The organism is Bifidobacterium scaligerum (genome assembly GCF_002802865.1).
GTDB lineage: Bacteria > Actinomycetota > Actinomycetes > Actinomycetales > Bifidobacteriaceae > Bifidobacterium > Bifidobacterium scaligerum.
On record NZ_PGLQ01000002.1, the window covers coordinates 439,097 to 464,717 of the forward strand.

Annotated in this window: 20 protein-coding genes and 1 tRNA gene; 4 read left to right on the forward strand and 17 right to left on the reverse strand. The window is 58.2% G+C overall.

Translation table 11 applies throughout. The annotated features are described in order from the left end of the window. Nucleotides 1-97: 97 nt before the first annotated feature. The 5 genes from CUU80_RS04930 to CUU80_RS04950 all read right to left on the reverse strand — a co-directional run bounded on the left by CUU80_RS04930 (nt 98) and on the right by CUU80_RS04950 (nt 4,853). Nucleotides 98-730, reverse strand: coding sequence for a sugar O-acetyltransferase (locus CUU80_RS04930; protein WP_100496230.1), 633 nt, complete (start codon nt 728-730; stop codon nt 98-100). A gap of 518 nt (nt 731-1,248) precedes the next feature. Beyond that, nucleotides 1,249-2,598, reverse strand: coding sequence for a xylose isomerase (gene xylA, locus CUU80_RS04935; protein ID WP_100496231.1), 1,350 nt, complete (start codon nt 2,596-2,598; stop codon nt 1,249-1,251). 370 nt (nt 2,599-2,968) lie between these two features. After that, nucleotides 2,969-3,763, reverse strand: coding sequence for a hypothetical protein (locus CUU80_RS04940; RefSeq protein ID WP_100496232.1), 795 nt, complete (start codon nt 3,761-3,763; stop codon nt 2,969-2,971). A gap of 448 nt (nt 3,764-4,211) precedes the next feature. Beyond that, complete coding sequence (locus CUU80_RS04945) at nt 4,212-4,631, reverse strand: peptide deformylase (protein ID WP_100496233.1); 420 nt, start codon at nt 4,629-4,631, stop codon at nt 4,212-4,214. Nucleotides 4,632-4,776: 145 nt separating this feature from the next. Beyond that, nucleotides 4,777-4,853 (reverse strand) — tRNA-Asp (locus CUU80_RS04950). Nucleotides 4,854-5,186: 333 nt separating this feature from the next. On the opposite strand from CUU80_RS04950, the gene CUU80_RS04955 reads away from it, so the two are divergent. Together CUU80_RS04955 and CUU80_RS04960 are read left to right on the forward strand one after the other, a co-directional pair. Beyond that, a complete protein-coding gene (locus CUU80_RS04955) occupies nt 5,187-6,137 on the forward strand; it encodes an ROK family glucokinase (RefSeq protein WP_100496234.1) in 951 nt (316 codons plus the stop codon). A gap of 206 nt (nt 6,138-6,343) precedes the next feature. Then, nucleotides 6,344-7,465 (forward strand): alpha/beta hydrolase, encoded by a 1,122-nt coding sequence (locus CUU80_RS04960; protein ID WP_207760083.1) that lies wholly within the window; start codon nt 6,344-6,346, stop codon nt 7,463-7,465. A 139-nt stretch (nt 7,466-7,604) separates the two neighbouring features. Here the strand turns inward: CUU80_RS04960 and CUU80_RS04965 are convergent, their stop codons facing one another. Together CUU80_RS04965 and CUU80_RS04970 are read right to left on the reverse strand one after the other, a co-directional pair. Next, nucleotides 7,605-9,089: a DHA2 family efflux MFS transporter permease subunit gene (locus tag CUU80_RS04965; protein ID WP_100496235.1), complete on the reverse strand. Its 1,485-nt coding sequence runs from the start codon at nt 9,087-9,089 to the stop codon at nt 7,605-7,607. A gap of 133 nt (nt 9,090-9,222) precedes the next feature. Next, the gene (locus tag CUU80_RS04970; protein WP_100496236.1) at nt 9,223-9,651 is read right to left on the reverse strand and encodes a hypothetical protein; all 429 of its coding nucleotides are present in this window, start codon (nt 9,649-9,651) and stop codon (nt 9,223-9,225) included. Between the two features lie 768 nt (nt 9,652-10,419). On the opposite strand from CUU80_RS04970, the gene ettA reads away from it, so the two are divergent. Further along, entirely contained in the window at nt 10,420-12,099 is a 1,680-nt protein-coding gene (gene ettA / locus CUU80_RS04975; RefSeq protein WP_100496237.1) for an energy-dependent translational throttle protein EttA, read from the forward strand. Nucleotides 12,100-12,400: 301 nt separating this feature from the next. Beyond that, the gene (locus CUU80_RS04980; RefSeq protein WP_100496238.1) at nt 12,401-13,306 is read left to right on the forward strand and encodes an acyl-CoA thioesterase; all 906 of its coding nucleotides are present in this window, start codon (nt 12,401-12,403) and stop codon (nt 13,304-13,306) included. Between the two features lie 50 nt (nt 13,307-13,356). Here the strand turns inward: CUU80_RS04980 and CUU80_RS04985 are convergent, their stop codons facing one another. From CUU80_RS04985 to CUU80_RS05030, 10 genes are all read right to left on the reverse strand, one after another. After that, nucleotides 13,357-13,884, reverse strand: coding sequence for a DUF3180 domain-containing protein (locus CUU80_RS04985; RefSeq protein ID WP_100496239.1), 528 nt, complete (start codon nt 13,882-13,884; stop codon nt 13,357-13,359). Nucleotides 13,885-13,991: 107 nt separating this feature from the next. Next, nucleotides 13,992-15,449, reverse strand: coding sequence for a 2-amino-4-hydroxy-6-hydroxymethyldihydropteridine diphosphokinase (folK, locus tag CUU80_RS04990; RefSeq protein WP_100496240.1), 1,458 nt, complete (start codon nt 15,447-15,449; stop codon nt 13,992-13,994). A gap of 82 nt (nt 15,450-15,531) precedes the next feature. Then, entirely contained in the window at nt 15,532-16,404 is an 873-nt protein-coding gene (gene folP / locus CUU80_RS04995; protein ID WP_100496241.1) for a dihydropteroate synthase, read from the reverse strand. A gap of 102 nt (nt 16,405-16,506) precedes the next feature. Then, the gene (gene folE, locus CUU80_RS05000) at nt 16,507-17,100 is read right to left on the reverse strand and encodes a GTP cyclohydrolase I FolE (protein WP_100496242.1); all 594 of its coding nucleotides are present in this window, start codon (nt 17,098-17,100) and stop codon (nt 16,507-16,509) included. Nucleotides 17,101-17,284: 184 nt separating this feature from the next. Then, nucleotides 17,285-19,378, reverse strand: a complete 2,094-nt coding sequence (gene ftsH / locus CUU80_RS05005) for an ATP-dependent zinc metalloprotease FtsH (protein WP_100496243.1) — start codon at nt 19,376-19,378, stop codon at nt 17,285-17,287. Nucleotides 19,379-19,381: 3 nt separating this feature from the next. After that, a complete protein-coding gene (gene hpt / locus CUU80_RS05010; protein ID WP_100496244.1) occupies nt 19,382-19,939 on the reverse strand; it encodes a hypoxanthine phosphoribosyltransferase in 558 nt (185 codons plus the stop codon). Next, on the reverse strand, nt 19,926-21,074 hold the full coding sequence (gene tilS / locus CUU80_RS05015; protein WP_100496245.1) for a tRNA lysidine(34) synthetase TilS: 1,149 nt from the start codon (nt 21,072-21,074) through the stop codon (nt 19,926-19,928). Before tilS ends, hpt begins: the two co-directional genes overlap by 14 nt. Then, nucleotides 21,074-22,567 (reverse strand): D-alanyl-D-alanine carboxypeptidase/D-alanyl-D-alanine endopeptidase, encoded by a 1,494-nt coding sequence (gene dacB, locus CUU80_RS05020; RefSeq protein WP_100496246.1) that lies wholly within the window; start codon nt 22,565-22,567, stop codon nt 21,074-21,076. Before dacB ends, tilS begins: the two co-directional genes overlap by 1 nt. Before the next feature lie 64 nt (nt 22,568-22,631). Further along, on the reverse strand, nt 22,632-24,290 hold the full coding sequence (locus CUU80_RS05025; protein WP_100496247.1) for an ABC transporter permease: 1,659 nt from the start codon (nt 24,288-24,290) through the stop codon (nt 22,632-22,634). After that, nucleotides 24,287-25,243 carry an ABC transporter ATP-binding protein gene (locus tag CUU80_RS05030; RefSeq protein ID WP_100496248.1) on the reverse strand — a complete coding sequence of 319 codons (957 nt, stop codon included), beginning with the start codon at nt 25,241-25,243 and terminating at the stop codon, nt 24,287-24,289. The genes CUU80_RS05025 and CUU80_RS05030 overlap by 4 nt, the downstream gene beginning before the upstream one ends. Between the last annotated feature and the right edge of the window lie 378 nt (nt 25,244-25,621).

Genomic DNA, 25,621 nt, shown 5'->3' on the forward strand with positions numbered 1-25,621 from the left:
TTCTTGCCGTTCCAGGCCGAGAAGTCACCGAGGCTCAGTTCAGAGAGTCAAAAAGGGTGATCAACGGTCCACGCTCGTCGCCGATCACCCTCTACGATCACTTTCCTTCCACCTCGGCACGTTCTTCAGGCGTCCAATCCTCAGGCACCCGGCCGATCACATGGCAGGGATTGCCCACGGCGATGGAGTCGGCGGGAATGTCATGCGTAACCACGGCACCTGCGCCGATGATGGTGTTGTCTCCGATGGTCACTCCGGGGCATATCACCACATTGCCGCCAAGCCATACGTTATTGCCGATGGTTACGTCGGCGTTATGCTGCCATCCTTCCAGACGCGGTTTCTTGGCAATGGCATGGTTCGGCGTGTAAATACTTACGCGCGGGCCGATCAAGCAGTCGGAGCCGATGGAAATCGGGCCGCCGCCCACAATGAGGAAATCCATGTTGATGAACGTGCGGTCCCCGATCTTAAGTCCCAGTCCATAATCCAAGCGGATTGGCGGACGGAAGTCCACGCCTTCGCCGGCCTCCGGCACCAGTTCGCGGAACAGTCGCTCAGCTTCCGCCGTGTCTTCGAAATAGATGCGATTGATGCGGTCGCTCATCTCCTGCGATTCGCGCGTAAGCTCGGGCAGAATCGTTGACTTGCGGTACTGCAGCCAATCGTCGGCGAACAGAGCCCTTACATCCGGATAATCACGCTTGAGCTGTTCGAGATCATGAGTCATTGACATAGCCTCCTTGCATTTGTTCAATGGTTTGACGATGTACGCTCGACGATATTGTACGGCACGCCACCGGCTCAGATACCGGCACACCTCATGTTTTCACACTTCAACAAAAAGGCACCCGAAGATTGGAAACCGCCCGAAGGTTCAACGCACCGGCCGAAGCCTTGCAGTCCATGATGCCTTTTTGCCATATTCAAATCACGATTTGTCAAATCGTGATTTGAATACGTTAGGCAAACGAGAAACCCTACGGATAGCAACGGGCCGCAAACCGGAAAAAGCCGTGCGAAACGACGTTGTTTCGCACGGCTTTTTCCGATGGAAGGAAGGAGAAAGGAGAAAAAGGAATGGAAGATAAAAGAGCTATTGCCTATGCTCATCGATGACGCGCTTTGGCACGATGCGCCTGACGTCAATCGAATCTCATAGATATAACAGACAAGTTTTGTTGTTGGGCATGCGGCCGAAACCGCACACCCAACAATGCAAACTATCTAGTCAGTCGTCGATCAGACTCACTCAACCTCAGCCAGAGCGTCAACGATGTAGTTGTTGATGGTGGCCTTGACGGACTCAAGGTGATCGGACTTGGTGGCGGCGATGAGCTCGGACTGCGGCTTGTCGAGGCTGTAGGCTTCGAGGTCGGCCAGAGTGACGTTGCCCTCGTCGATGTCCTTGCCGATGCCGGAATCGTAGGAGCTGTAACGCTCGGCCATGAGATCCTGAATGAAGCCATCCTGGTTCATCTTGTCGGCGACCAGCAGGCCTGCGGCGTAGGAATCCATACCAGCAACGTGAGAACGGAACAGATCCTCAGCGTAGAATGAGGTACGACGCGGCTTGGCATCGAAGTTCAGACCACCACGCGGACCGATGGAGCCAGCCTGCAGGACTTCCCACATCACGGCGACGGTCTCGTAGAGATCGGTCGGGAACTCATCCATATCCCAGCCGATGAGCTTGTCGCCCTGGTTGGCGTCGAGAGAGCCCAGGAAGCCGGACTCGCGAGCGACGCGAATCTCGTGCTGGTAGGTGTGGCCGGCCAGGTTGGCGTGGTTGCCTTCGAGGTTCAGCTTGAACACGTCGGTCAGATCGTGCTCACGCAGGAAGTTGATGGCGGTGGCTGCATCGAAGTCGTACTGGTGCAGCGTCGGCTCCTTCGGCTTCGGCTCGATCAGGAACTGGGCGTCAAAGCCGATTTCCTTGGCGTAGTCGGCGCACATGTGGAAGAACTTGGCGATGTGGTCGGTCTCGCGCTTCATCTCGGTGTTCCACAGGTTCTCGTAGCCTTCACGACCACCCCAGAACACGTAGTTCTCAGCACCGAGGCGCTTGCCGATTTCGAGGCTCTTCTTCAGCTGGCCGCCGGCGTAGGCGTAGATGTCAGCAAACGGAGAGGTTGCAGCGCCGGACACGAAGCGCGGGTTGGTGAACAGGGAGGAGGTGTTCCACAGCAGCTTGACGCCGGTGGCCTTCATGTTCTCTTCGATCTTGTCGACGACCTTGTCCAGGTTGGCGTCGGTCTCGCGCAGGGTGTCACCCTCGGGAGCGATGTCACGATCGTGGAAGCAGAAGTACTCAACGCCCAGCTTGGTGAACAGCTCGAAAGCGTAGTCGACCTTGGCCAGAGCCTGATCCATCGGATCGGTGTACTTGTAGTACGGACGGTGAGCGGTGCCGGTACCGAACGGATCAACCAGCTCCTGGTTCATGGTGTGCCACCAAGCAACACCGAAACGCAGCCAATCCTTCATCTTCTTGCCGGCAACGACCTTGTCGGCATCGTAGTAGTGGAAGGCCAGACCCTCCTTCGGTCCCTTGGCGCGACCGACGTACTCGACCTTGTCAACATCCCACAGACCCATTTGGGCGCTCCTTTGCAGTAAGTGGTTCAACGGATTACGGGATTAATAATAAAACCATTGAACTATGTTTGTCAAATGATTGAATTAATACGAAGCCGTTCAGCGTGTTGCCAATAAAATCAAGGGCTTTCAGCGCACCAACCAGCGCGTACGCCATCGTCTTTTGCGAAAACACCAGCATGTTCCGCATCTTGTATCCGCATCTTGTATTTGTATGTTCGCGCGACGAACGGCCACTGCGCGAACATACAAATGATTTCACCGCCAAAAACGTTTGTATGTTCGCGCAGCCCCCTTGCAGTGCGCGAACATACAAACATCTATCACGCTCCGTCCGCACCTCCCCCAATCTCATTCACCCCGGCACCCCCTATCTCTCACAAGCCTTGCGAATCAGGCCGTCCAACGTCCCCTCCCGTAGCGCCCGGTCCGTCTGCTCCCAATCAAGACCCGTGTCTTTCGCGCGACCATAGAAGAACCTCACCAAGCCAGGAAAATCAGGCCGGTATCCACAATTGCGAAAATCGCGAATGAGCTTGCCGCCGACTTCCGGATCATCAGGCCGACGTGCCTCATATACCGGAATCGCACAGGTCCGCCAAGCCCCACGCGCGTAGGCGATGCGATTGACGATCATGCCGCCGCGTGCGCCGTCGTATTTGCCAGCGGCAGCATGATCCATGACGTCGTACGTTCCTCCTTGCACGATATCTTCAAGACGAAGGCATCCGGACGCCGCATTCGCATCACGAATCCAAAACATCGAGGCGAAATTGGTCTCATCAATATCACGCAGATCACAGATACCGCGATTGTCGATTTTGTCCGTGTGCTCATACAACAATTCACCCATGGCGATGAACGGCGAAATGCCCATACCAGGTCTATGCTCCAGTTCGAGCTCTAGATCCTCCGATTCATCCAAACTCAAACCGTGCCCGCTGATGGCGCAGTCATAGGAGAACCAGTCCCAGAACATCCATTCCACGAATCGCAACGTGCTTTCCGCATGGGGTCTGAATGGATTCAAGTTCACTTCGTGGTAAAACTCACGCCTCGCTTCGGCATAGATGGCGAGGTTGTACCGCTTAAAAGCATCGACAACATCTTTGCTGTCCAGCATTACCGGCAATCCGGAATCCTCGGTAGTTGCAGTGACGGTCATGGCAAATCCCCTTACATGAAGATGCAACAATCTCGCGGTGGGCTTCGTTGCCCGCCGTGAGGCACACTGTATGGCGATATTCGATTCGCATGCAAGGAAGTACCGCGAACTTGTGGATAAGTGGATAATCAGACAAGTGAACAACACGCAAATGTGTACAACCATTTGCGACTACGGTGCATAACGCATTCATAGAACCAGTTATCCACCGCGCCGCACATCAGTTGTGCACCGTAGCCATCATCATCGAGATCGGTTCGGGCGCGTCGCAACGTCGCCGCAACATCCACGACGATATCGAAACCTCAACCGTCATCTCACGCTCGGTCAACGAGCCCGACAACAACCGGCAACGCCCAGCGCAACAAGCCAAAGCGACAAAACCGGTATGCAGGACCCCGCATTCAGACAAAGACTCGAAAGCAATATCGCAACAATCAAACAAGAATCAAATGATGATGCCGTTGCAATGGTCGACTTCATGCTGAATGATCTCAGCGGAGAAACCAGTGAATACGGCACGACGGGCGCGGAAACGCCGATCCTCATAACTCACTTCAATGCGGCGATAACGCAGCGTGCGACGTTCGCCTTGCAAAGACAAACAACCTTCTTCGGTATCGTACGCACCGTCCATAGACGTAATCACCGGATTGTACATCACCGTGATACGATCGCCAAAATCCTGATCCACAAATGCGATGATGCGTTTGCTCACACCGATCATATTGGCCGCCATGCCAACGCAACGCGAGCGATTGGCTTCCAAGGTGTCTACGAGATCCTGAGCCACAGACTCATCTTCCGGTCCCGCCGTTTCGGACGGCATACGAAGAAAAGAACGCGAGGTCATAATCGGTCTCTGCATGGCTGTCAGCCCCTTCCGTGACTTTGCGCAAGCTGTCGCGCAAGCTCCCGCACACTTCATGTTCGCCGATTCCGCCCGGAACAGGAAGCAGACCCAAACCAAGGCAGAAAAAGCAAAAAGGCTTCCGAATCATCGGAAGCCTTGGTGGCGACCCCGGCCGGACTTGAACCGGTGACCTCCGCCGTGACAGGGCGGCGCTCTAACCAACTGAGCTACGGGGCCGTATGTTTCTCACTTGCGTGAGGCACGAGTGGATACATTACCTGAACCTCATCCACATACGCAACCTCGGCGTGTCGCAACAGGTTGCTGCGTGTCGCACCATAGCGCAACAGCGCCTTACCCCAACAAATCGGCATCAATGCAACCGTTTGCTTCCCAATTGGTAATTAAGCGCTCCAAACTCGGCCCTGATGTGAACGCTCTCATATATTCACCAACCGGACAATCGATGCTGCAATTGCCGCAAATCATGCAAGCAATGCCATACAACGTCTCGCACAAACGTTATGATTCCAGTGTTTGTCGAGTAAGGAAATGATCAAAGGAGAAGCAATGACTACGCTCGCTGTTGACATCGGAGGCACCAAGATCGCTGCTGCCGTATGCGATGAAAACGATACCATTGTGCAGCGCTGGCGCGTTCCCACCCCGATGGACGCCGACGCCATCAACCAGAACATCGCCAAGGTCTACAACGAGGCCATTGCCGCCGGCCACACCGACATCCAAGCCATCGGCATCTCCGCAGCCGGCAATGTCGGCGCAGACCGCAAGACCATGACCTTCGCCGCAAACATTCCCGCTTGGATCAACTATAACCTGTCCGAGAACGTAGGTGCCCTCATCAACCACGCAGTGCCGGTCGTCGTTGAGAACGACGCGAACTGCGCCGGCTGGGGCGAATACGTGCACGGTGCCGGTCAGGGCAGCCGCAACATGGTGGCCCTCACCGTGGGCACCGGCCTTGGCGGTGCCATCGTGATCAACGGCGAACTGTACCGCGGTTCCTTCGGCATGGCCGCCGAGCTCGGCCATCTGCCCATGGTCCCGGATGGCGATCACTGCGGCTGCGGCCTGCGCGGCTGCGCTGAGCGTTATACTTCCGGCACCTCGCTGGAAAACTTCGCCAAGTCGGCCATCCGTCGTCGTCCGCAAGATGCCAAGCGTCTGCTTGAGCTGTGCGGTGGCGACATCACCAAGCTCGAAGGCCCGATGGTCTCTCAGGCCGCCCAGGAGGGCGACGTGCTCGGCTTGTACGCCTTCAACAAGATCGGCGAATGGCTCGGCCGCACGATGGCTGCAACCGCAGCAGTGCTCGATCCGGATATCTTCGTGATCGGCGGCGGTGTGGTGGCCGTCGGCGACATCCTGCTGGAACCGGCACGCTACAACTACACCCGCTTCCTGGAAGGCAGCGCTTACCGTGGTCACGCCAAGATCGTGGCCGCCACCGCCGGTCAGGACGCCGGATTGATCGGTGCCGCCAATCTGGCGCTGCGCTGAGTACACAGGTCGCTGCATAAGCTGCATAGATAACCGCATAGACCCATAAGGGTGGTTGCGCTCCCATACATACAGGGAGCACAACCACCCTTACTGTTATTTGACGTAATTACATTGGCGCTCGCCTCGGCGCTGCGACGTATCGCTATCATGGAATCGATCGCGCACAACGAATCGCTTACGACGGACCAAGGAAGGCAACGGACATGGCAGTCATCACCAATCAATCATCAGACGAGGAAAGCAACGCGGCCGTCCTCCCGGATCTGGCCGAACCGCAGATCGACCCACAGTTGGCCGAACGGTTCTCCTACTGGACCGAAATCGATGGCGACCTCGACGCGCTGCCCGCCGACCGAGCGCAGACGTTCCGTATGAACCGGTATCAGACCGCATTGTTTGATCTATCAAGATCCGAATACTGGCATGATCCCGACACCGTGGACGCCATATGCGACATCGCATACCTGCCGGATGGAGGCACCGACCAAGCAGCCGGCCAGTGCCGCGGCCATCTGCTCGACATCTATCTGCCTCATGAGGCCGCAGTGCGCGGAGGACACACCACACCGGTGTATATCGACATTCACGGCGGCGGATTTACCTACGGATACAAGGAGCTCAACCGCAATTTCAACACACATCTGGCATCGCGCGGATTCGCTGTGGTTTCGCTCAACTATCGACCGGCTCCACAAACCGATCTCAAAGGGCAACTGGCCGACGTGCAAGCTGCACTGCGTTGGTTGAGGGCACATTTGGGTGAGTACCCGGTCAATGCGGACGCACTGTTCATTACCGGCGATTCAGCCGGCGGCGCTCTGGCACTACTCACACTGGCCATCGAAAACAGTACGGACGCCGCTCGGGCGTTCGGTATCGAACAGGCTTCCGGTTTGCGGTTTGCCGGCGGCGCTCTGGTGTGCGGCGTGTATTCAATGGCGTCCGAGGCTGCAGCCAAGCGAGACGGCAAGCTCGGCATCGGCTACGACCCGTCCAAACGAGCGATGCTGGAACATATGCTCGGCGCAGAGTTCTTCGCCGGACTCGATGCCGCCGACCCTATGTATTTGACGGCTGAAGGCATCGTGAACAACATCAATCTGCCGCCACTGTTCATCCTCACATCAAGCGATGATTTCCTTGAGGCCGACGCGCTTGCTTTGGCGACCGCACTATCACGCAAGGGCGCTGATTTCGAACTGTCAGATCGCAAAACAGGCCGGCACGAAACGCTTGGCCACGTCTACCCCATCGGCATGACATGGCTGGACGAAAGTCAGCAAGCGCTCGATGAGATCGCCCGATTCTCATTCGACCGCTGCTGATAAGCGATCCGCAAAACAATCTGGACACTTTGAACACACTGTTCAGCTGGGACGACAGACGAGCAGAGGCACGTTTTCGTCCCAGCCTACGACCGGCGGCATTCCAGGCACACCGCCGGCTCGCGCCTATGCCCATCCCCTATCGGTGCGCGACATCGGTCACCACCAATTGCGGCGGACGACGAGTGGAGAAACGGAACATGAGTGCGGCGAGCGCCACACCAAGCAATGCCATACCGGCAAGCACCCACATGCTGGCGGGGAACGCCGAGAGATATGCCTGTGACTGACTGGCACCATCCGCAAGCTCCATCGCAGCGAATTCGGTGATCAACGCGCTGGCCACCGCGGTACCGATCGCTCCTGCCATTTGTTGCACGGTGTTCATTACCGCAGAACCATCCGCATTGAGTTGGCTCGGCAGCTGGTTCAACGCATGCGTCTGATCGGGAACCAGCACGAATCCGGAAAACGCCATAAATACCGCGTACGCTACGGCGATCACCCAAACGTTCCCCGTGACGGCGATGAATATCGCATCCATTATCGCGACTACGACGAAGCCAATCACGATAAATTTCGGCGGGAAATGGTTTTTCAGGGAACTGCCGATCAATGGCGCGGAAATGGCACCCACTACCGCGCCGGGCAGCAACGTCAAAGCCGCCGAAAGACTGCTCATGCCGAATCCGCGTTGCAGCAAAATCGGCAACAGGAAGTTCAGCCCCAGAACGCTGCCGGAAGCCATCAGCAAAATCATCATGCCCAGCGAGAATCCCGGATAGGCGAATACACGGACTTCAATCAGCGGCTTGCTCATCTTGAGCTGCACCAGCGCGAATATTGTCAGCACAGCCATGCTCAGGGCCAATACCAGCCAGAATCGCCAATCGCCATTCCAACTGGCGAAGAAGCTCACGGCCACGATCAGCCCTGACAATCCAGCGGCGACCAGCAGCAACGACGGCATGCTGATGCTTGCCTGTTCTTTATCGCCGGGATGACGAATCTCCGGTACCGTAGCCATGCCCAGCAGGAATGAAATCACCAGAAATGGCAGCATGGTGTAGAAAATCCAATGCCAGTTCAGGTATTCCATGACGATACCGCCGAATACCGGGCCAATGGCCGGCGCGGCACAGGTTACCAGGCTCACGATGCCAAGCATGGCTCCACGCTGTTCGAGCGGCGCTTTTTCCAAAATGATGTTGGTGATCAACGGCAATGAGATGCCGGTGCCCAGAGCCATTACCAATCGCGCGGCGAGCAGCAATGGGAAGTTGGTCGCGAACGCGCCCAGTATAGTGCCGACAGTGAAAACCGAAACCGCGGCAATGAACAACGCTTTGGTGGCGAAACGACGCACCATGAACGGCGAGGCCGGAATCGCCACGGAAAGCAGTAGCAGGTAACCGGTGGTGAGCCACTGCACCACAGATGCATCGATCGCAAATTCTTGCATCAGCGTGGAATACGCGATATTCAGCGACGTTTCCGACAGGATTCCCAAAAACGTCAAAATAGCCAAGGACACTACCGCGATGACCAATGTTGACTGCATCGGCCGCTTGCCGCCATTGGGCAATCGATCAGTCGGCTGGGTAGACGCACTGCGTTCGTTCATAGGACTCCGTTCGCCTGAAGATTGTTGCATATCAAACAAAATGGTTATCCTACAGACAAATGTTTCGTGAAACTTCACAAGTGCGGCGGTTCGTCGTTCGCCATCGATCCGGCGGACCGCCGTTCACCACACATCACACCAACGGCTCACGGGCATGCAGTTCGCAGATAACGCCGGTTTCCTGACGAATCCACTCCGCGGCCTGCAATGCCGCGATATTCCACAACGCATGCGGAATGCCACCGAAATCCGGCTGGGCGGACCAGAATGTCAGGTCATCGGGAAACGCGGTCAACACTGCGCCTTCTTTGGCAGGCATGGCAGCGCGGTACAAGCGCTTCGCCAAGGTCGCTACGAATTCATTGGCTGCCGCGAACGCGTCATTGAGATGTTGCTCGGCCACCACCGGCGGTCCAACGATCTCCCATGATTCCACATCCGAGGCATCCCAATGCGCGGATTCGCCGTCCACTTTACGTTCCAAAGTCACGAACAGTTTGGCGAACTCCGCTGAAGTCAGACCAGTAACCCGTCTGCGCGTTGCCAATTCAACCGGCGTCATTTTCACTCCCCTGCGTTGGCCTCTGTCTTATGTATCTCTATAACGGCAATTGTATTGTCTCAGGGCATACTTGACGCATGTCCCGAGACAATACAAGACAAGAAAACGTGCCACTATTTGCTGTAATCGGCTCTTTTTGAAAATGGTGGCAAGATGCCGTGTCTCCATTTGAGCGTCCAACGATTGACATGTCTGTGGGGACAAATCACCATTTCTCCAAATCCTTGAAATAAAGCCATTTGTGAATTCCAAGCCCAAAGTCACGAAAGCAAGGCCTTGTCCCAATTTCACGATAATGCCGAATTCCTGAAATGGTGGCAAACATACGAGCCCAGCAAAGCAATACACCCCCATTCCGCGCTCTGTGCGCATATGGCTGATGCAATATGGATGGTGCGAAGCCGTATTGAGGCCATATTGAGGCCATATTGAGGCCGTATTGAGGCCATAAAACACGAAGACAAGAACCTCAAGTCCATCAAAGCCCCGGACACCACATGCAACTTGCCGCCCCACCCGTGCTGCGTCCGCCACGCAACCCGTAACGAGCCCCTGCCATTCCAGCCCTTCCGATACCATGGTGGGCGGTAGTTTGACGGGGATTCGATCGTAATGTGGACAGGTATCACAACATCTGGGCCAATACATCGAACATCGTGGGAACCATACGGCCAACACGGCACCGTACCGCACACACCGCACCCGCACAAACAACACAGACAAGACTAGAAACGGCGAAATTCCAACCTTTCTAAGGAGCAACTGCAAGTGGCAGAATTCGTATTCCAGATGATCAAGGCACGCAAGTCCTACGGCGACCGCGTGATTCTTGACGATGTGACCCTGAGCTTCCTGCCGGGCGCGAAGATCGGCGTGGTGGGCCCCAACGGTATGGGTAAGTCCACGCTCTTGAAGATCATGGCCGGCATCGAAACCGTCTCCAACGGCGAAGCCACGCTGACTCCGGGCTTCACGGTGGGCATTCTGCAGCAGGAGCCGCCGCTGGACGACACCAAAACCGTGGGCGAGAACATCAAGATGGCCTTCGGACCGATCGCCGAGAAAGTGGCCCGCTTCAACCAAATCGGCGAGGAGATGGCCAACCCGGACGCTGACTTCGACGCGCTGATGGAGGAGATGGGCCAGCTCCAGACCGAGATCGACGCCGCCGACGGCTGGGATCTCGACTCCCAGCTCGAACAGGCTATGGATGCACTGCAGTGCCCTGACCCGGACACCCCGGTGAACGTGTGCTCTGGAGGCGAGCGCCGTCGTGTGGCTCTGTGCAAGCTGCTGCTCGAAGCCCCGGATCTGCTGCTGCTCGACGAGCCCACCAACCACTTGGATGCCGAATCCATCCTGTGGCTGGAGCAATTCCTGCACCAGTACAAGGGCGCCGTCATCGCCGTCACCCACGATCGTTACTTCATGGACAACGTGGCCGAGTGGATCTGCGAGGTGGACCGTGGTCACCTGTACCCGTACAAGGGCAACTACTCCACCTACTTGGAAACCAAGGCCAAGCGTATGGAGATCCAGGGTGCCAAGGACGCCAAGCTGGCCAAGCGCCTCAAGGACGAACTCGACTGGGTGCGTTCCTCCCCCAAGGCCCGTCAGGCCAAGAACAAGGCCCGTCTGGAGCGTTACGACCAGATGGAGCAGGAGGCACGCAACAACAAGAAGCTGGACTTCTCCGAGATTCAGATTCCGGCCGGCCCGCGTCTGGGTTCCACGGTGCTGGAAGCCAAGCACATCCACAAGGCCTTCGGCGACCGTGTGCTCATCGACGACCTCTCCTTCACCCTGCCGCGCAACGGCATCGTCGGCGTGATCGGTCCGAACGGCGTGGGTAAGTCCACCCTGTTCAAGACCATCGTCGGCTTGGAGCCGCTCACCAGCGGTGAGCTGAAGATCGGCGACACCGTCAAGATCAGCTATGTCGATCAGAACCGCGCAGGTCTGGATCCGAACAAGAACCTGTGGGAGGCGGTCTCCGGCGGCCTTGACTTCATCGAAGTGGCCGGCGTCGAAGTGCCGACCCGCGCCTATGTGGCCAGCTTCGGCTTCAAGGGCTCCGACCAGCAGAAGCTCACCGGCGTGCTTTCCGGTGGTGAACGCAACCGTCTGAACCTTGCTTTGACCCTGAAGCAGGGCGGCAATCTGCTGCTCCTCGACGAGCCCACCAACGACTTGGATGTGGAGACTCTGGAGAGCCTCGAAAACGCACTGCTCGGCTTCCCGGGCTGCGCCGTGGTGATCTCCCACGACCGTTGGTTCCTTGATCGCGTGGCCACCCACATCCTCGCTTGGGAAGGCGACGATGAGAACCCGGCCAAGTGGTACTGGTTCGAAGGCAACTTCCAGTCCTATCAGGAGAACCGCGTAGCTCGTCTTGGCGAGGATGCGGCCCGTCCGCACCGTCTGCACAAGAAGCTCGTGCGCGGCTGATTGATACAGTAGCGCTCAATTATTGAGCGCTTATTGAGCGAGTATCGAGCGCTCCAGCGTTTACCGGAGGTCGTCACCAATATGGTGGCGGCCTCCTTTGTTATGACGCTGGTCTCGTCCGCCACTCCTCATTCTCGGTCACTGTTCACAGTCACGCCCGCATGCCGGACATATTTCACACCTAACCGACCGTTTACCTTTCTCACAGGTTCGTTACATCCATCTGCCGGCACTCTTAACTCCGTCTGCGTAAACTGCGAAGCAGCACAGAAAATGTACGACCCACACGAATCGAGGAATCATGGCTCAGGCTGCCACCGTCACGCCGTTGGATCATTTGGTGAAGGTGCTTACCTTGGGTGAACCTTCCAGCTACCGGGAACACACCTATATCAACGGAGAAAGTCTGTACTTCCCCACCGGCCGTGTCTATGGCGGGCAGGTGATCGCCCAATCAGTAGTCGCAGCCTCTAAAACCGTTCCCGCCTCACGTCTGCCGCACTCGGTACATGGATATTTCATCGCCGCCGGAGACATTCGCCAGGATCTGCTGTTCGACGTGGAAACGTTGCGCGACGGGCGTTCGTTCTCCGCACGCCGAGTCAACGTCACTCAATCCGAGGGGTCGATTCTCACTGCGATAGCCTCTTTCCAGGAAACCGGTCAGGAAGGTGTGGAATTCGCCGATCCGATGCCGGAAAACCTTCCGGAGCCCGAAAATCTCACTTCAGCCAAAGAACTGATGCAACCGTTCGCCGAAAAGTCACCGTTCGCAAACTACTACGCCGAGAAATCGCCGTTCGATATTCGTCATGTGACGCCCACGGTGATGCTTCAGGCTGATAAGCAGTCCGCGAAACATGATTCCGGCAAACAGATGGTGTGGATGAAGGCGGACGGTCACGTTGATGTACCGCAGGTGATGCATCGTGCGATGCTTGCGCTCGGCTGCGATCAGGTGATGATGGAGCCAGTGTTGCGCCGCGCCGGACTGTCGATCTCCACGCCCGGTATTTCGTACGCTTCCATCGATCATTCAATGTGGTGGTATCGCGATATCGACATCAACGAATGGCACTTGTACGTGCAGGATACGCCGATCGCCGCGCATGGACGCGGTCTCGGCATCGCCAAGGTCTACTCGCGCGACGGCCAGCTGGTAGCCGCCATCGCTCAAGAGGCCATGGTACGCGTGCCGACGCGCTAACCTGACGCGCCAGACACAGCTGTTCAGATCCTCATCAGCATCGACTGATGCTACTGCTTATACGCTTGCGCCGTGTTCCGGGTTCGGGACACGGCTTTCATTTTCGGATTCTCCGGTCCCTCATTGGGCGGCAACTGGCACAACCACTCACCGATGATCCCGATAATCATGTCGGCCACGCAGATCACAGCCGAAACGGCGCATTCGATAATCGCGTCATGGTAGAACGGTGCCTCGAAATGGCTGATACTCATGAGAATCTGCCCGCCATACCAGCCGGCGAGCGCGGCACCAGCCAATCCAAGCGCTTTAGCTAGCACCAACGTGTACACCGCCACCGTGGGGTTCACGAAGCTGTGCGGACGCTTCTTGGGATCCGTGTTCGCATACTTGTGCACCTGAAGGGCGAGCGCCAGCACGATCACACCCAATACCGCCAGCAGACCGGCCACCACCCATGGGGCCCCGATCAGAGACAAGCCGGAGCGTTCGCCATAAACCGCCAGACCGATGCCGGCCAGCAGCCCGAGCGCGGCGGCTATGCCATACTGCCACCAAGGAGTTCGACGTGCCTTCATGTGTGTCCTTTCCGTCTGCGCCTCACAGCCGAGGCACGCACGGCGATGTCTCGCGAATCGATCCGACGCCGTTACATCAGTGTTCGTGTACTGGGGAGTTCTTTGCTCTAGTCACCCAAGTTGCCCGATAGAATCCAGTTATCCGTGAGCAATCCCACCTGCCCGGCATCCGGTGCCATCGCAAGCAGGAAGGAAACCGGATCACCACCCAGTGTGGCGTTCGGATCCATATCCATCCACGGGGCGAGTACCGAGGCATGTTCACGAGCGGACGGCCACGGCACACGGCAATGCGGTTCGTCTGCAACAACGCCTTCCATATCCACCAGATCAAGGTCGACAATGTTGTCATGCGCGGATTCCACGCTGCCAAGAGCCGCGATCAAATCAGCGGCCGACAACTTCGTCTCCACTTGTATGACGGCGCTCATGGCATCCGGTCCGTCAAAATGCGCCACATGGTACAGCGGAGAAATACCTTGCACCTGATTGCCGGGCATGCCGTCGATGGAAACGATCACCTCCCGGAACAGTCGCTCAGCATCAGCGGATGTGGAATCCATGGAAATCACCGCGCGGCGTGACACCGGTTCGGATTCCGGCTCGCACGTATAGTTGTGCTCGCCGAGCATCCAATCCTCGGAATCAAGCTTCACTGCGTCGCGATCTGGAGCAGCTGCCATAAGATCAGCTACCAATCCTCCGTGTGCACCCGCAAGTCGAGCCCCGGGATTGAGCGCATGCCACGGCACGAGCACGAAGGCGCGCTGCCATGCACGCGGGTGAGGCAATGCCAAGTCTTCGTCGGCATTGGTCTGACCATCGAAGTCGATGATGTCTAAATCAAGCGGACGGGAATCCCAATGATGTTCGCGTGTGCGTCCATGGTCGGCTTCGATCTGTTGCAAAGCGGCGAGCAGCTCATGAGCTCCCATAGTGGTTTCCAGTTCGACCACCGCGTTGAGAAAATCGGGGGCGCCGTCGGCCATACCCCACGCGGCAGTGCGGAACAGCGGTGAGATGCCAGTCACCTGAGTGCCGGGTAATCCATCCATTTCACGTACGGCGGCGCGCAAGGTGGAGCGTACTTCGCCAATGTTGCCACCCAGAGCCACCACTGCGGTATGCATATGCGTTCCCGCTTCCGAAGGCACCGCATGCTCACCGCCCGAGACTGTCGCAGACCGTGCGGCTACACCGCCCTGCGCTTCACGAGCACGGGTAATGGATACCGCAACATCATCGAAGGGCACGGTGATGGGCGCATGCGGCTTATGCACCGTCACGTCCACCTTGACGATCGGATCGATGGCGAGCAGCCGATCGGCGATGATTCCAGCCAGCCGCTCGATAAGGTCCACATGCACGCCTTCGATCACGGCCACGATCTCCTTGGCGGCGCGACCGTAATCCACGGTGTCGGTCAAGGCGTCGGAACTGCTGGCGGCTGTCAGGTCGAGGTACAGTGTGGCGTCCACCACGAACGGCTGCGCACGTTCATGCTCAAAGTCGAGCACACCGTGGGTGCCGTTGGCTCGTACGCCGGTCAGTCGAATCGTATCCATGATTGAAGCTCCTCTTGGTTGCGCTATTGCCGAGCGCTATTGCTGGACGCCGTTACCACAGCTAGGCATTGAATAGTCGACGCTATGCCTGCTGGTACCGACGCCATGCATTGCCGGCGATGACGGCGGCACGGCTCTTGGCCACGTCATGCACGCGTACGGCCCACGCACCGTGTTCGGCGCACAAGGCAGACAAGCCGGCGGTCACATTGTCGCGGTCCGCCATATCCGCATCCGCAACGCCTCCTGCGGTCAGCATCGCCGAGATGAAGCGCTTGCGAGACTGGCCGATAAGCACCGGATAACCGGTGGCGCGGAAGGTCTCCAGACCAGCCAGCAGCGGCAGATTATGCTCGATCCCCGGCTTCGAGAAGCCCAAGCCCGGATCGATGATGATGCGTTCAGGCTTGACGCCGGCAGCCAACACACCGTCCACCTGATGCATCAGCTCGTCACGCACGTCGGCAAGCACGCCATGCTCATATACGGACGTATCCTGATCCGGCGTGGCACCCTTGGAGCCGGCGAGCCATCCGCGCCAATGTTGCACGATGTATAGGCAATCGTAATCGGCCACCACATGCGGCAATTCCGCATCCAACGTGCCGCCGGAAACATCGTTGATGATCTGTGCGCCACGCTCAAGGGCAGCAGCAGCCACCGATGCGCGCGTCGTATCGATGGACAACGTCGCGCCGGCCGGCAGCAACGTCTCAACGGCACCGGTGATACGGGTGAGTTCATCGGTTTCAGACACACGCTTGGCTCCCGGACGAGTCGATTCGGCACCGATATCGATGATGTCGGCTCCGGCGGCCATCATGTCACGACCATGCTGGGCGGCCTTGGCCGGGTCCAGCCAGAGCCCTCCGTCCGAGAAGGAATCCGCGGTGATGTTGAGCACGCCCATCACCATCGTATTCGGCGCATCATGCAACGTCTGCAGATCAGTCATTGATACTCTTTCCACTATTGTCAGTCGTACTCTCGGTCTCGCATCACCTATATTGCGGCGTCCCCGGCACAGAAGCACAAGAGGCCGAAAACGCGCGGCCGATTACTTATCCAAAATCAAGCTCATGGCCTCGGCGCGAGTGGCGGGATTGCGCAACAATCCGCGCACCGCGGAAGTGACTGTACGAGCGGAGGACTTCTTGATACCGCGCATCGACATGCACAGGTGCTCACACTCGGTCACCACAATCACTCCACGAGCCCCGGCGTAGTCCACTAATGCGTCGGCGATCTGCTGGGTCAAGCGCTCCTGCACCTGTGGACGACGGGCATACACCTCCACCAGACGAGCCAGTTTGCTCAGGCCCATCACGCCGTCTTTGGCGGGAATATAACCCACATGGGCCACGCCATGGAACGGCAGCAAATGATGTTCGCACACCGAATACAGCTCGATATCCTTGACCAACACCAGTTCATCGGTGTCCACGTCGAAATGCTTCTCCAACACATCCGCCGGCGACGAATGCAGCCCGGCGAACAGTTCCTTGCATGCGCGGGCGATACGGTCCGGCGTCTCCACCAGTCCCTCACGCTCCGGGTCTTCGCCGATGGACTTCAGGAACAGGCGCACCGCTTCGCGCACGCCTTCCTCGTCGTAAGTACGGGTTGGTTCGATGTCAACAGTTTCCGTCATCTTCTCTCCTTGTGTCCTACTCTCCTACCGATCTTCTCACCGCTCATTGATTATGAGTCAGAGATTATGAGTAAGCGATTATAAGTAAGCCCGTAGCTGGTTGGGGCTACGGGCTTACTTGCATCTGTTCTGCCCCTTACGTCTCAATCGTCGAGATTGACGGACGAGGATTTCCGAAGGGGAATCACTCTCCGACCTGCATGCCGACCGAACGCTTGAGGGACTCGGGGATCTCGACCGGAGGTTTGTCCGAATCAGGACGGCGATCGTTGGATAGCCATACCGGGCGCACCGGCGCCTTCTTGATCGGAGCGAAGATCTCGGCGAGTTCCTTCTCGTTCAGCGTCTCCTTGACCAGGAGCTGACGAACCAGTTCGTCGAGAATATCGCGGTTCTCGTTGATGATGGTCCACGCCTCGGTGTGCGCGGTTTCCACGAGCTTCAACACTTCTTCATCGATGATTTCGGCGGTCCGATCGGAGTACTTGCGCGGGGCAAGACCATCCATCACCGTGGTCTGATCGTCGTCATCGGCCCACTTGATGGCACCGAGCTTATCGGAGAAGCCATATTCGACCACCATCGTGCGAGCGATCTTCGTGGCCTTCTCGATATCGTTCGAAGCACCGGTGGTGGGATCGTGGAACACGATTTCCTCAGCGGTACGGCCGCCCATTGCGTAAGCCATCTGATCGAGCAGCTGGTTGCGCGACTGGGAATAGCGATCGGAAGTGGGCATCACAGCCGTGTAGCCCAGGGCACGGCCACGCGGCAGAATCGTCACCTTCGTCACCGGATCAGTATCGTTCAAGGCTGCAGCCACCAGTGCATGACCACCTTCATGATAGGCGGTGTTGCGCAGCTCCTCCAGAGCCATGCCCTTCGACTTGCGCTTCGGGCCGGCCTGTACACGATCAATGGCCTCGTCGATGGCGCGATTGTCGATGAGCTGAGCACCGGCGCGAGCGCACAGCAGTGCGGCTTCGTTGAGCACGTTGGCCAGATCGGCACCGGTAAAGCCAGGCGTGCGCACGGCCACCATATGCAGGTCCACATCCGGCACGAACGGCTTGCCCTTGGCATGCACCTTGAGGATTGCCTCGCGGCCTTCCAGATCCGGCGCGGCCACACCTACCTGACGGTCGAATCGACCCGGGCGCAACAAAGCCGGGTCCAGTACGTCAGGACGGTTCGTTGCAGCGATGATGATGAGGTTCGTATCGTTATCGAAGCCGTCCATCTCCACCAGCAGCTGGTTCAGCGTCTGTTCGCGTTCGTCATGGCCGCCGCCCATGCCGGAGCCACGCTTGCGACCCACGGCATCGATCTCGTCGATGAAGATGATGGCAGGAGCGTTCTTCTTGGCCTCGTCGAACAGGTCACGCACACGGGAGGCACCAAGGCCGACGAACATCTCTACGAAGTCGGAGCCGGCCATCGAGTAGAACGGCACGCCCGCTTCGCCGGCGATGGCACGGGCCAGCAACGTCTTACCGGTACCGGGAGGACCATACAGCAGCACGCCACGTGGGATACGCGCGCCGAGCGCCTTGTACTTGGACGGATCCTTGAGGAAGTCCTTGATCTCCTCGACCTCGGCCACGGCCTCATCCTCACCGGCCACGTCGGAGAACTTGGTGGTGGGGGTCTGGCCTTCCAACAGCTTGCCGTTGTTCTTCTTGCCCATGCCCATCATGCCGCTGGCACCGCCCATACGGCTCATCAGGAACCAGAACAGCGCGAAGAAGATCAGGAACGGCAGAATCGAGGTGATGAGGTAGCTCATCATGCTGGTCTGCTCGATATTCGAGGTCCAGCCCTTGGACAGGTCTCCGTTCTCTACGGCCTTCGCCACCTGAGCGCCTTGCGCAAAGGTGTAGTAGAACTGCACGTTCTTGCCGTAGTTCGTGGTCTTGCCGGTGTCGGCATCCTTCTTGGTGAAGTCGTTCTTCAGCTCAAGACGAACCACCTGCTTGTTGTCCGTGATCTCGGCGTACGTGGCCTTGCCCTGGTTCAGCAGCGCGAAGCCGTCCTTGGTGTCGATGGTCTTGGTGCCGCTGCCGGTAAACATCTGGAACATCAGCACGCACATCACGACCAGCACCGCACCCCACAGCCACGGCGACTGCCACACCGGCCGGTTCTCGTTGCCGTTGGCCTTACGCCCGTTGTTGCCGTTGCCGCGATTGAACGGATTGGTGAACGGATTGCCGTTATTACGGTTATTGGGGTTCGGATTGTTGCCGTTGCCCTGCCCAGGCCCCTGGGGGAAGCTCATACGTTATTCTCCTTGGTAGACGGATGGCTTGAGGACCGCGATCGAATCGAGATTGCGGTAACGTTCGTCATAGTCCAGACCGAAGCCGACCACGAATTCATCAGGAATCTCGTATCCTGCATATTTCACGTCCACGTCCACCTCACGGCGGGAAGGCTTGCTCAGCAGTGCAAACACCTCGACAGAGGCGGCACCGCGGCGCTTGAGCTCTTCCACCAGCCAGGCAAGCGTGCGTCCTGAATCGATAATATCTTCCACGATCAGAATGTGCCGACCGCGAACATCTGTCGACAGGTCCTGACGAACCGTCACCGTTCCGCTCGACACCGTGCCCGCACCGTAGCTGGACAACGACATGAAGTCGATCTGCGCAGGAATGCTCAAAGCCTCGGAGAAAGCGACCAGCGTGTTCACGGCTCCTTTGAGCACCGCGACCAGCAGCGGGTTCTTGTCTCGGTAGTCTTCGCTCACCTGCGCGGCGACCTCATGGATCTTGGCGTCAATCTGTTCCTTGCTGACCAGCTCGTGGTCAATATCTTGCTCAACATCAGCGATTCGCATGCGCTCCATCTTGGCACACGCGAATGACGTGTTTCTTGCGATTCGCTGAATATCCACTGGAAAGATGCACAGGCCCTTGGCCATGCCAGTCGACGATCAATCGATCGATGGCCATCGTCTGCACGGCGTTCGTCTCAATGCCCATCCGATTCAGCGCATGGGCGATAACACGCTGACGAATTGCCGGATGCTCGCCGGCAAGCTTGCGCGCGTCGACAGTTAGCATCACCCGGTTCAGTGGCGCCGGCGAATCCGATTGGCCCGGCTGGTCTGACGACTTCAGAGTACCGGCCCGATCGGCGAACACCACACTTTCCGCCAACGCACGATCCGCACACTGATCCAGAAAATCCTTGTCACGACGGGCAAGTTCCGCACTTTGCGCAAGACGACGAGTGATGTCAGCACCGGCAAACCGGCAGACGGCGGGCAGCAGATCGTGGCGGACTCGGGAACGCAGCGGATAGTCGCGGGGCAACTCACCTTCCAGCGATTCGCCGTTGGTCGGATCATCCCAGTAGTCAAGCGCAAGATCTTCGCAGATACCGGTGGTTTCCTCCCGGGAGAGATGCAGCAACGGACGCACAAACATCACGCCATCGCGTCGGAACGAAGACGGCATGCCGGCAATGGCATCGATGCCACGACTGCGCAATAAGCCCATAGCCACAGTTTCCGCCTGATCGTCCATCGTGTGAGCCAGCAGTACAGCAGTTGCCTGCATGTCTCGCGCAACATCAGTCAGCGCATGGTATCTGGCCTCGCGGGCGGCGGCTTCCAAGCCCTCACCGCGCTCGTTCACGTCCACACGGCGAATTACGACCGGATTCAAGCCAAGCGACCTGCAACGTGAGGCTGCGGCTTGTGCCACTTCAGCAGAACCTGACTGCAGATCATGGTCTACGATAACCGCCCCGGCGCGCAGACCCAGCATGCCGCAAACCGTGCGCGTCACCGCGGCAAGCGCCGTCGAATCACGCCCGCCCGAACAGGCGACAAGCACCAATGGCGCGTCCTGTGCGGGCTCATGGCTACCGTGACGAGCGAACGCCGTCGATTGACGCTCCAGTCCGGTTTGTTCCAAGGCCGCACGTACCTCGCCCACCGCTTTGCGCAGTCGTGGAGTATATGGCATCACAACCCCGCAAGTTTGGTGATGAACGAGTCGATGGCGGTGCGTGCGGCGGCCATATCGTCCGGATTGTTGACGATTACGGCGAAAGCGAGCACTCCACCGTCTGTACGTGATACGTTGCCGGCCATCGAGGTTACGGTGCCCAGACTGCCTGTTTTCACGCGCAGCAGTCCGGCCACCGACTCATCCGTATAGCGGTTCTGCGCGGTACCGATCAGACCTGCGATCGAAAGACCCTCAGCTGCCGCGGTCCCCGAGCCGGCCGTCAGATTCCGCTGCTGCACAGCCACCAGAGTACGTACGGAAAGCAGGGAACCGGGAGAAAGACCCGAACAGTCGGCCATGATCAGACCATCCGTCGGGATACCGAGGCTGTCCAGCACGGATTTGACGGCCGTGGTGGCACCTTCCGGATTGTTGCCCGTATCCTGATGCAAGGCGAGCAGACGGCCGAATTCCTCGGCAAGCGTGTTATCCGAATGTCGCAACGTATAGGCCATGATCTCCGCCAACGTCGCAGAGCTTACGGAGGCGACCGGCGTCGCTTGGTCGGGTGCCTCGCCCGCTGTCGCCTGACCGTTGACGGCGATACCGTTGTCGGCCAGCAATGAAGCGAACATGTCAGCCGTATCAGAAGCGGTCGTCTGCGACAATTCAGGGTATCCAGCGGAATCGTCCGGGTCGGAGGGAGCCGGCATGTCATCCGAATACTGACGCCCTTCGTCTACCGCCATGGACGAAACGGGCGTGGCGTACATCGTATAGTCGTCCATCACCACGTCCCCGTTGCCGCGCAAGCCGGACGGCACCCGCGTATCGCCGAACAACGTGTCATCATAGGCGAGGCTCACCGTGGTAATGCCACGTTGCGCCAACGCCGCGACCGTCGCCTGGGCGAGTGTGGCAAGGCCGGCACGCCCGTTGACGTGGTTCGGATCGGACTGTCCGGCCGACAGCAGCATATCGCCATTGCCTTTGATGGTCAGCGTATTCGCGCCATCATCCGTTTGGGTCAGGAACACTTGCGTATCCAGCGTGGATGCCATGTTGAGCGTGGACGCGGCGGCAAACGCGGTAAGCGTTTTCATGGTAGACGCGGGCTCTCGTGTGGCGTCGGCCTTATGTTCGGCGGCGACCTTGCCCTGCCCATCCTCGATGACTACGGATACGTCAATGCCGATGCCTTCCGTGGCAAGCAGTTCGTCTACCAACGACGACGCAGCCGAGGTGTCAATGGCACGGGTCAGGTCCACGTCACCGACGATGCTGCCACCGGTTTTGGCTGTGACGGGACCCGCAAACGTCGGCTCGTTCACCGGCGAAAGCGTCAACGGTCCGGGAATCATATCGGTGATATCCCCGACGCAATAGCAGACGAACAACGCGATGGTAACCAGCGACGACAGTGCGACAGTCAGCGAACGTCCACGTGGCTGACGTACGTTCTGCTGATCCTCACGCCGACGCCGGCGTGATGCCGCTGTGGAAACCATCGTGCTCCTTTATGGTGGTGCCCTATGAGTACTCCGGCGACGCTTCCTGCGCACGGAGTACAGGTCAGTGCTGCAACGAGGCGAACGAGTCGAGCGTGTTAACGATCGAAAGCGCTCGCGCATCCAACAGCTTACCGCCGAGCCATGTCCCAAGTACCAACATGCCTACGCCGTTGGCGAGCGCGACCGGAATCAACACCCAATACAGTGAAGTGATCACACCGACCAGCGCAAGTATGATCGCAACGACACCGGTAGGCAGGAGCAACAGCAGCGAGCCGAACAGATAGATGAACGGGAAGAACCCTTGTGCCATGGCACGCCCTTGCGGCGAGGAGAACGGCTTGTCCATCGCAGGAACCGGATACAGGAACACACAGGAGGTGATTTCCGAAAGACCTAGTCCGCAGAACGCCGTAGCCAAGCCGATGGCCCAGATCATAAGCCCAAGCAGCAATCTGTCGGCATCGGCCCAATCGCCGGTGGCGAATGCTATTGCGACGGCGAGCACCGTCAAATAGATGATGGCGATTGCCGCATAGACCCGTACACGACCTTTGCGATCGTCCAATCCCCTTACGCCGGCAATCACTTCCATGGTGAGACCTTGGCCGTCATAGGCCAAGCCGTTGCTTTCTGCTACGGCCAACATCCAGCCGGACCAGATAAGCGCTTGCCAAATCATCATGCTTTCGCCATGTGACTGCAACGAGAAGATGATGACGAAGAACACCGGCATCACGAATATCATGGCTTGGCGCGGATCCCGCTTGAGATAAGTCAGGAGACGGGCAGAGACAGCGCCCGACACCGAATCAGGCATCCAGCCGAATGCGCCGAGGCCCTTCGTTTTCACCGTGCGTGAGGCACCCGTGGTCAGGCGTTCATGTCGGAGGCACCATGTGCACCCAGCGAAACACACCACCCACGTGAGTACCAGAACCCCGATGCGTGCCAGCAGCAGACCGACATGGCCGAAAGCCGCGTCAAAGGGCAGTTGGAAAGCGGCACCCAGCGGAGTCCATGCGGCGACTTTGGCGCTGAGAACCGCAGCAGCAGGGTCGAACGCGCTGGCGCCACTGCCATTGATCAGGAGATTCGGAGCTTGGCAAGCCGCGACGAATAATACGATCACCACAATGTAGAACACACCTTTGCCACGTGAGGATGTGATCAGCGTGGTAGACAGCGCGATGAGCAGCTTCGCCAGACTCATCATCGTGATTACCGCCAACGGTGCCGCCACAAGAGCAACAATCACGGCGCAGGCTCCGATGGTTCGGTAGGCGAACGCCCAAGCCACCAGCGATAGCAGCCCGGTGATGGCCGGCAGTCCGGTCAGACCTGAGATCAGCAGTCCGAATTGCAGCTTACGGTCAGGAATACCGTACAGGGCGAATTTGCGCGGACTCATCGTGGAGCCTTCGCCCAGCAGCATCAATTGAACGAGGCCGACCATCAGCGTCAGCACGGTGCCGACCAGCACCACGGCAACGTTCAGTATGCCTGAAGGCCCCAGGATATTGAATGGTGCGATATCCGGTTTGGGCTGGACGAATGGCGGCAACAGCCCTACACCCCAAGCGGCTGCGGCTGCACCGATGATGGTGCCGATCGCAATGACAAGCGCGATGACATATCCGACCGTTTGCCAGACGGATTTCTTCAGGGTGGCCCGGGTCAGGGCCCAACGCAGACGGACGAGAGTAAGCACCGCGGTCATTGCCGGCTCGATTCGCTTATGGCATCCGGCCCGTTCGCGGCATGCGACGCACTCGGATTCGGCGTATGCGCAGTACCGCCGTCCAGCCAAGAGATACGAACCGCGGCATGGCGTCCGCCGACCAGCTGCAGGAAACGATCTTCAAGGTCTTCGCCGGCGGCAACCTGTTCGACCGTGCCAGCCGCGCTCACCATGCCGTTATTGATCACGGCCACATGAGTACACATCTTCTCCACGAGCGCCATCACGTGCGAGGAGATGATCACCGTGCCGCCGGTATGGGCGTATTCGATAAGAATATCCTTCAGATTCGCGCTGGACACCGGATCAACCGACTCAAACGGTTCATCCAGGACCAGAATGCGCGGGCTGTGGATCATGGCGGACGCCAAACAGATCTTTTTGGTCATACCGGCGGAATAATCGGACACCATCACGTCCGCTGCCTGTGCCAGATCGAAAGCAGACAACAGGTCTTTGGCGCGTGCAAGAGACTCGTCTCGCTTCATGCCACGCAGCATGCCGGAATACACCAGCAGCTGCATACCGGTGAGACGGTCGAAAATCTGCTCGGGCTGAGGCATCACGCCAATCATGCGTTTGACGGTGTTGACATCCTGCCATACATCGTGGCCCAGAATCATCGCATTGCCGGCATCCGACACCAAAAGACCGGTGACCATATTGAGAGTAGTGGTTTTACCGGCACCATTGGGGCCTACCAAGCCATAGAATGAGCCGACCGGGATATCGAGGGCTAAGCCATTGACCGCGATCTTCTGGCCGAAGTGTTTGAACAGGCCTCGGATCGAAACCGCGGCTGCGGGATTCAGCGGCCATGGCTGTGCAGCGCTCTGTTGCGGCGGCAGCTGAGGAGACTGATTCAGCTGCGGTTGATTTGGCTGAGATTGATCGAATCGATCGGGCAAAGGCACATTTTGGGCTTGCGGCATCGTTGCTGGCGGAAATACAACATTCCCCTGACTGTTGTCTAGACTCATGACTCCACTGTAGCCCAGAACAGGCTGGATGCGGGCATTTGTAGACAGATGTGCACGGGGACCGCAGACGGCTGTTCGCTGAACGGCTTCGCCTCCGGTCCAGCAATCACGGACTCGCCTAACGGCGAGACCCAAACCCACCCTCGCTCGGCTACCGCCTCACTCAGGCTGAACCTACGGACAGTCCACTGGACTGTCCGCCTAACGGTTCAGCCAGCAATCACGGACTCGCCTAACGGCGAGACCCAAACCCACCCTCGCTCGGCTACCGCCTCACTCAGGCTGAACCTACGGACAGTCCACTGGACTGTCCGCCTAACGGTTCAGCCC

Bases quoted from the DNA above. Each gene is read 5' to 3' on its own strand.
- folP (WP_100496241.1), bottom strand. From the start codon at position 16,404: ATGACTGATCTGCAGACGTTGCATGATGCGCCGAATACGATGGTGATG.
- CUU80_RS04955 (WP_100496234.1), top strand. From the start codon at position 5,187: ATGACTACGCTCGCTGTTGACATCGGAGGCACCAAGATCGCTGCTGCC.
- hpt (WP_100496244.1), bottom strand. From the start codon at position 19,939: ATGCGAATCGCTGATGTTGAGCAAGATATTGACCACGAGCTGGTCAGC.
- xylA (WP_100496231.1), bottom strand. From the start codon at position 2,598: ATGGGTCTGTGGGATGTTGACAAGGTCGAGTACGTCGGTCGCGCCAAG.
- CUU80_RS04965 (WP_100496235.1), bottom strand. From the start codon at position 9,089: ATGAACGAACGCAGTGCGTCTACCCAGCCGACTGATCGATTGCCCAAT.
- folK (WP_100496240.1), bottom strand. From the start codon at position 15,449: ATGGATACGATTCGACTGACCGGCGTACGAGCCAACGGCACCCACGGT.
- tilS (WP_100496245.1), bottom strand. From the start codon at position 21,074: ATGCCATATACTCCACGACTGCGCAAAGCGGTGGGCGAGGTACGTGCG.
- CUU80_RS04930 (WP_100496230.1), bottom strand. From the start codon at position 730: ATGACTCATGATCTCGAACAGCTCAAGCGTGATTATCCGGATGTAAGG.
- CUU80_RS04985 (WP_100496239.1), bottom strand. From the start codon at position 13,884: ATGAAGGCACGTCGAACTCCTTGGTGGCAGTATGGCATAGCCGCCGCG.
- folE (WP_100496242.1), bottom strand. From the start codon at position 17,100: ATGACGGAAACTGTTGACATCGAACCAACCCGTACTTACGACGAGGAA.
- CUU80_RS04960 (WP_207760083.1), top strand. From the start codon at position 6,344: ATGGCAGTCATCACCAATCAATCATCAGACGAGGAAAGCAACGCGGCC.
- CUU80_RS04945 (WP_100496233.1), bottom strand. From the start codon at position 4,631: ATGCAGAGACCGATTATGACCTCGCGTTCTTTTCTTCGTATGCCGTCC.
- CUU80_RS05030 (WP_100496248.1), bottom strand. From the start codon at position 25,243: ATGCCGCAAGCCCAAAATGTGCCTTTGCCCGATCGATTCGATCAATCT.
- CUU80_RS04970 (WP_100496236.1), bottom strand. From the start codon at position 9,651: ATGACGCCGGTTGAATTGGCAACGCGCAGACGGGTTACTGGTCTGACT.
- ftsH (WP_100496243.1), bottom strand. From the start codon at position 19,378: ATGAGCTTCCCCCAGGGGCCTGGGCAGGGCAACGGCAACAATCCGAAC.
- CUU80_RS05025 (WP_100496247.1), bottom strand. From the start codon at position 24,290: ATGACCGCGGTGCTTACTCTCGTCCGTCTGCGTTGGGCCCTGACCCGG.
- CUU80_RS04940 (WP_100496232.1), bottom strand. From the start codon at position 3,763: ATGACCGTCACTGCAACTACCGAGGATTCCGGATTGCCGGTAATGCTG.
- CUU80_RS04980 (WP_100496238.1), top strand. From the start codon at position 12,401: ATGGCTCAGGCTGCCACCGTCACGCCGTTGGATCATTTGGTGAAGGTG.
- dacB (WP_100496246.1), bottom strand. From the start codon at position 22,567: ATGGTTTCCACAGCGGCATCACGCCGGCGTCGGCGTGAGGATCAGCAG.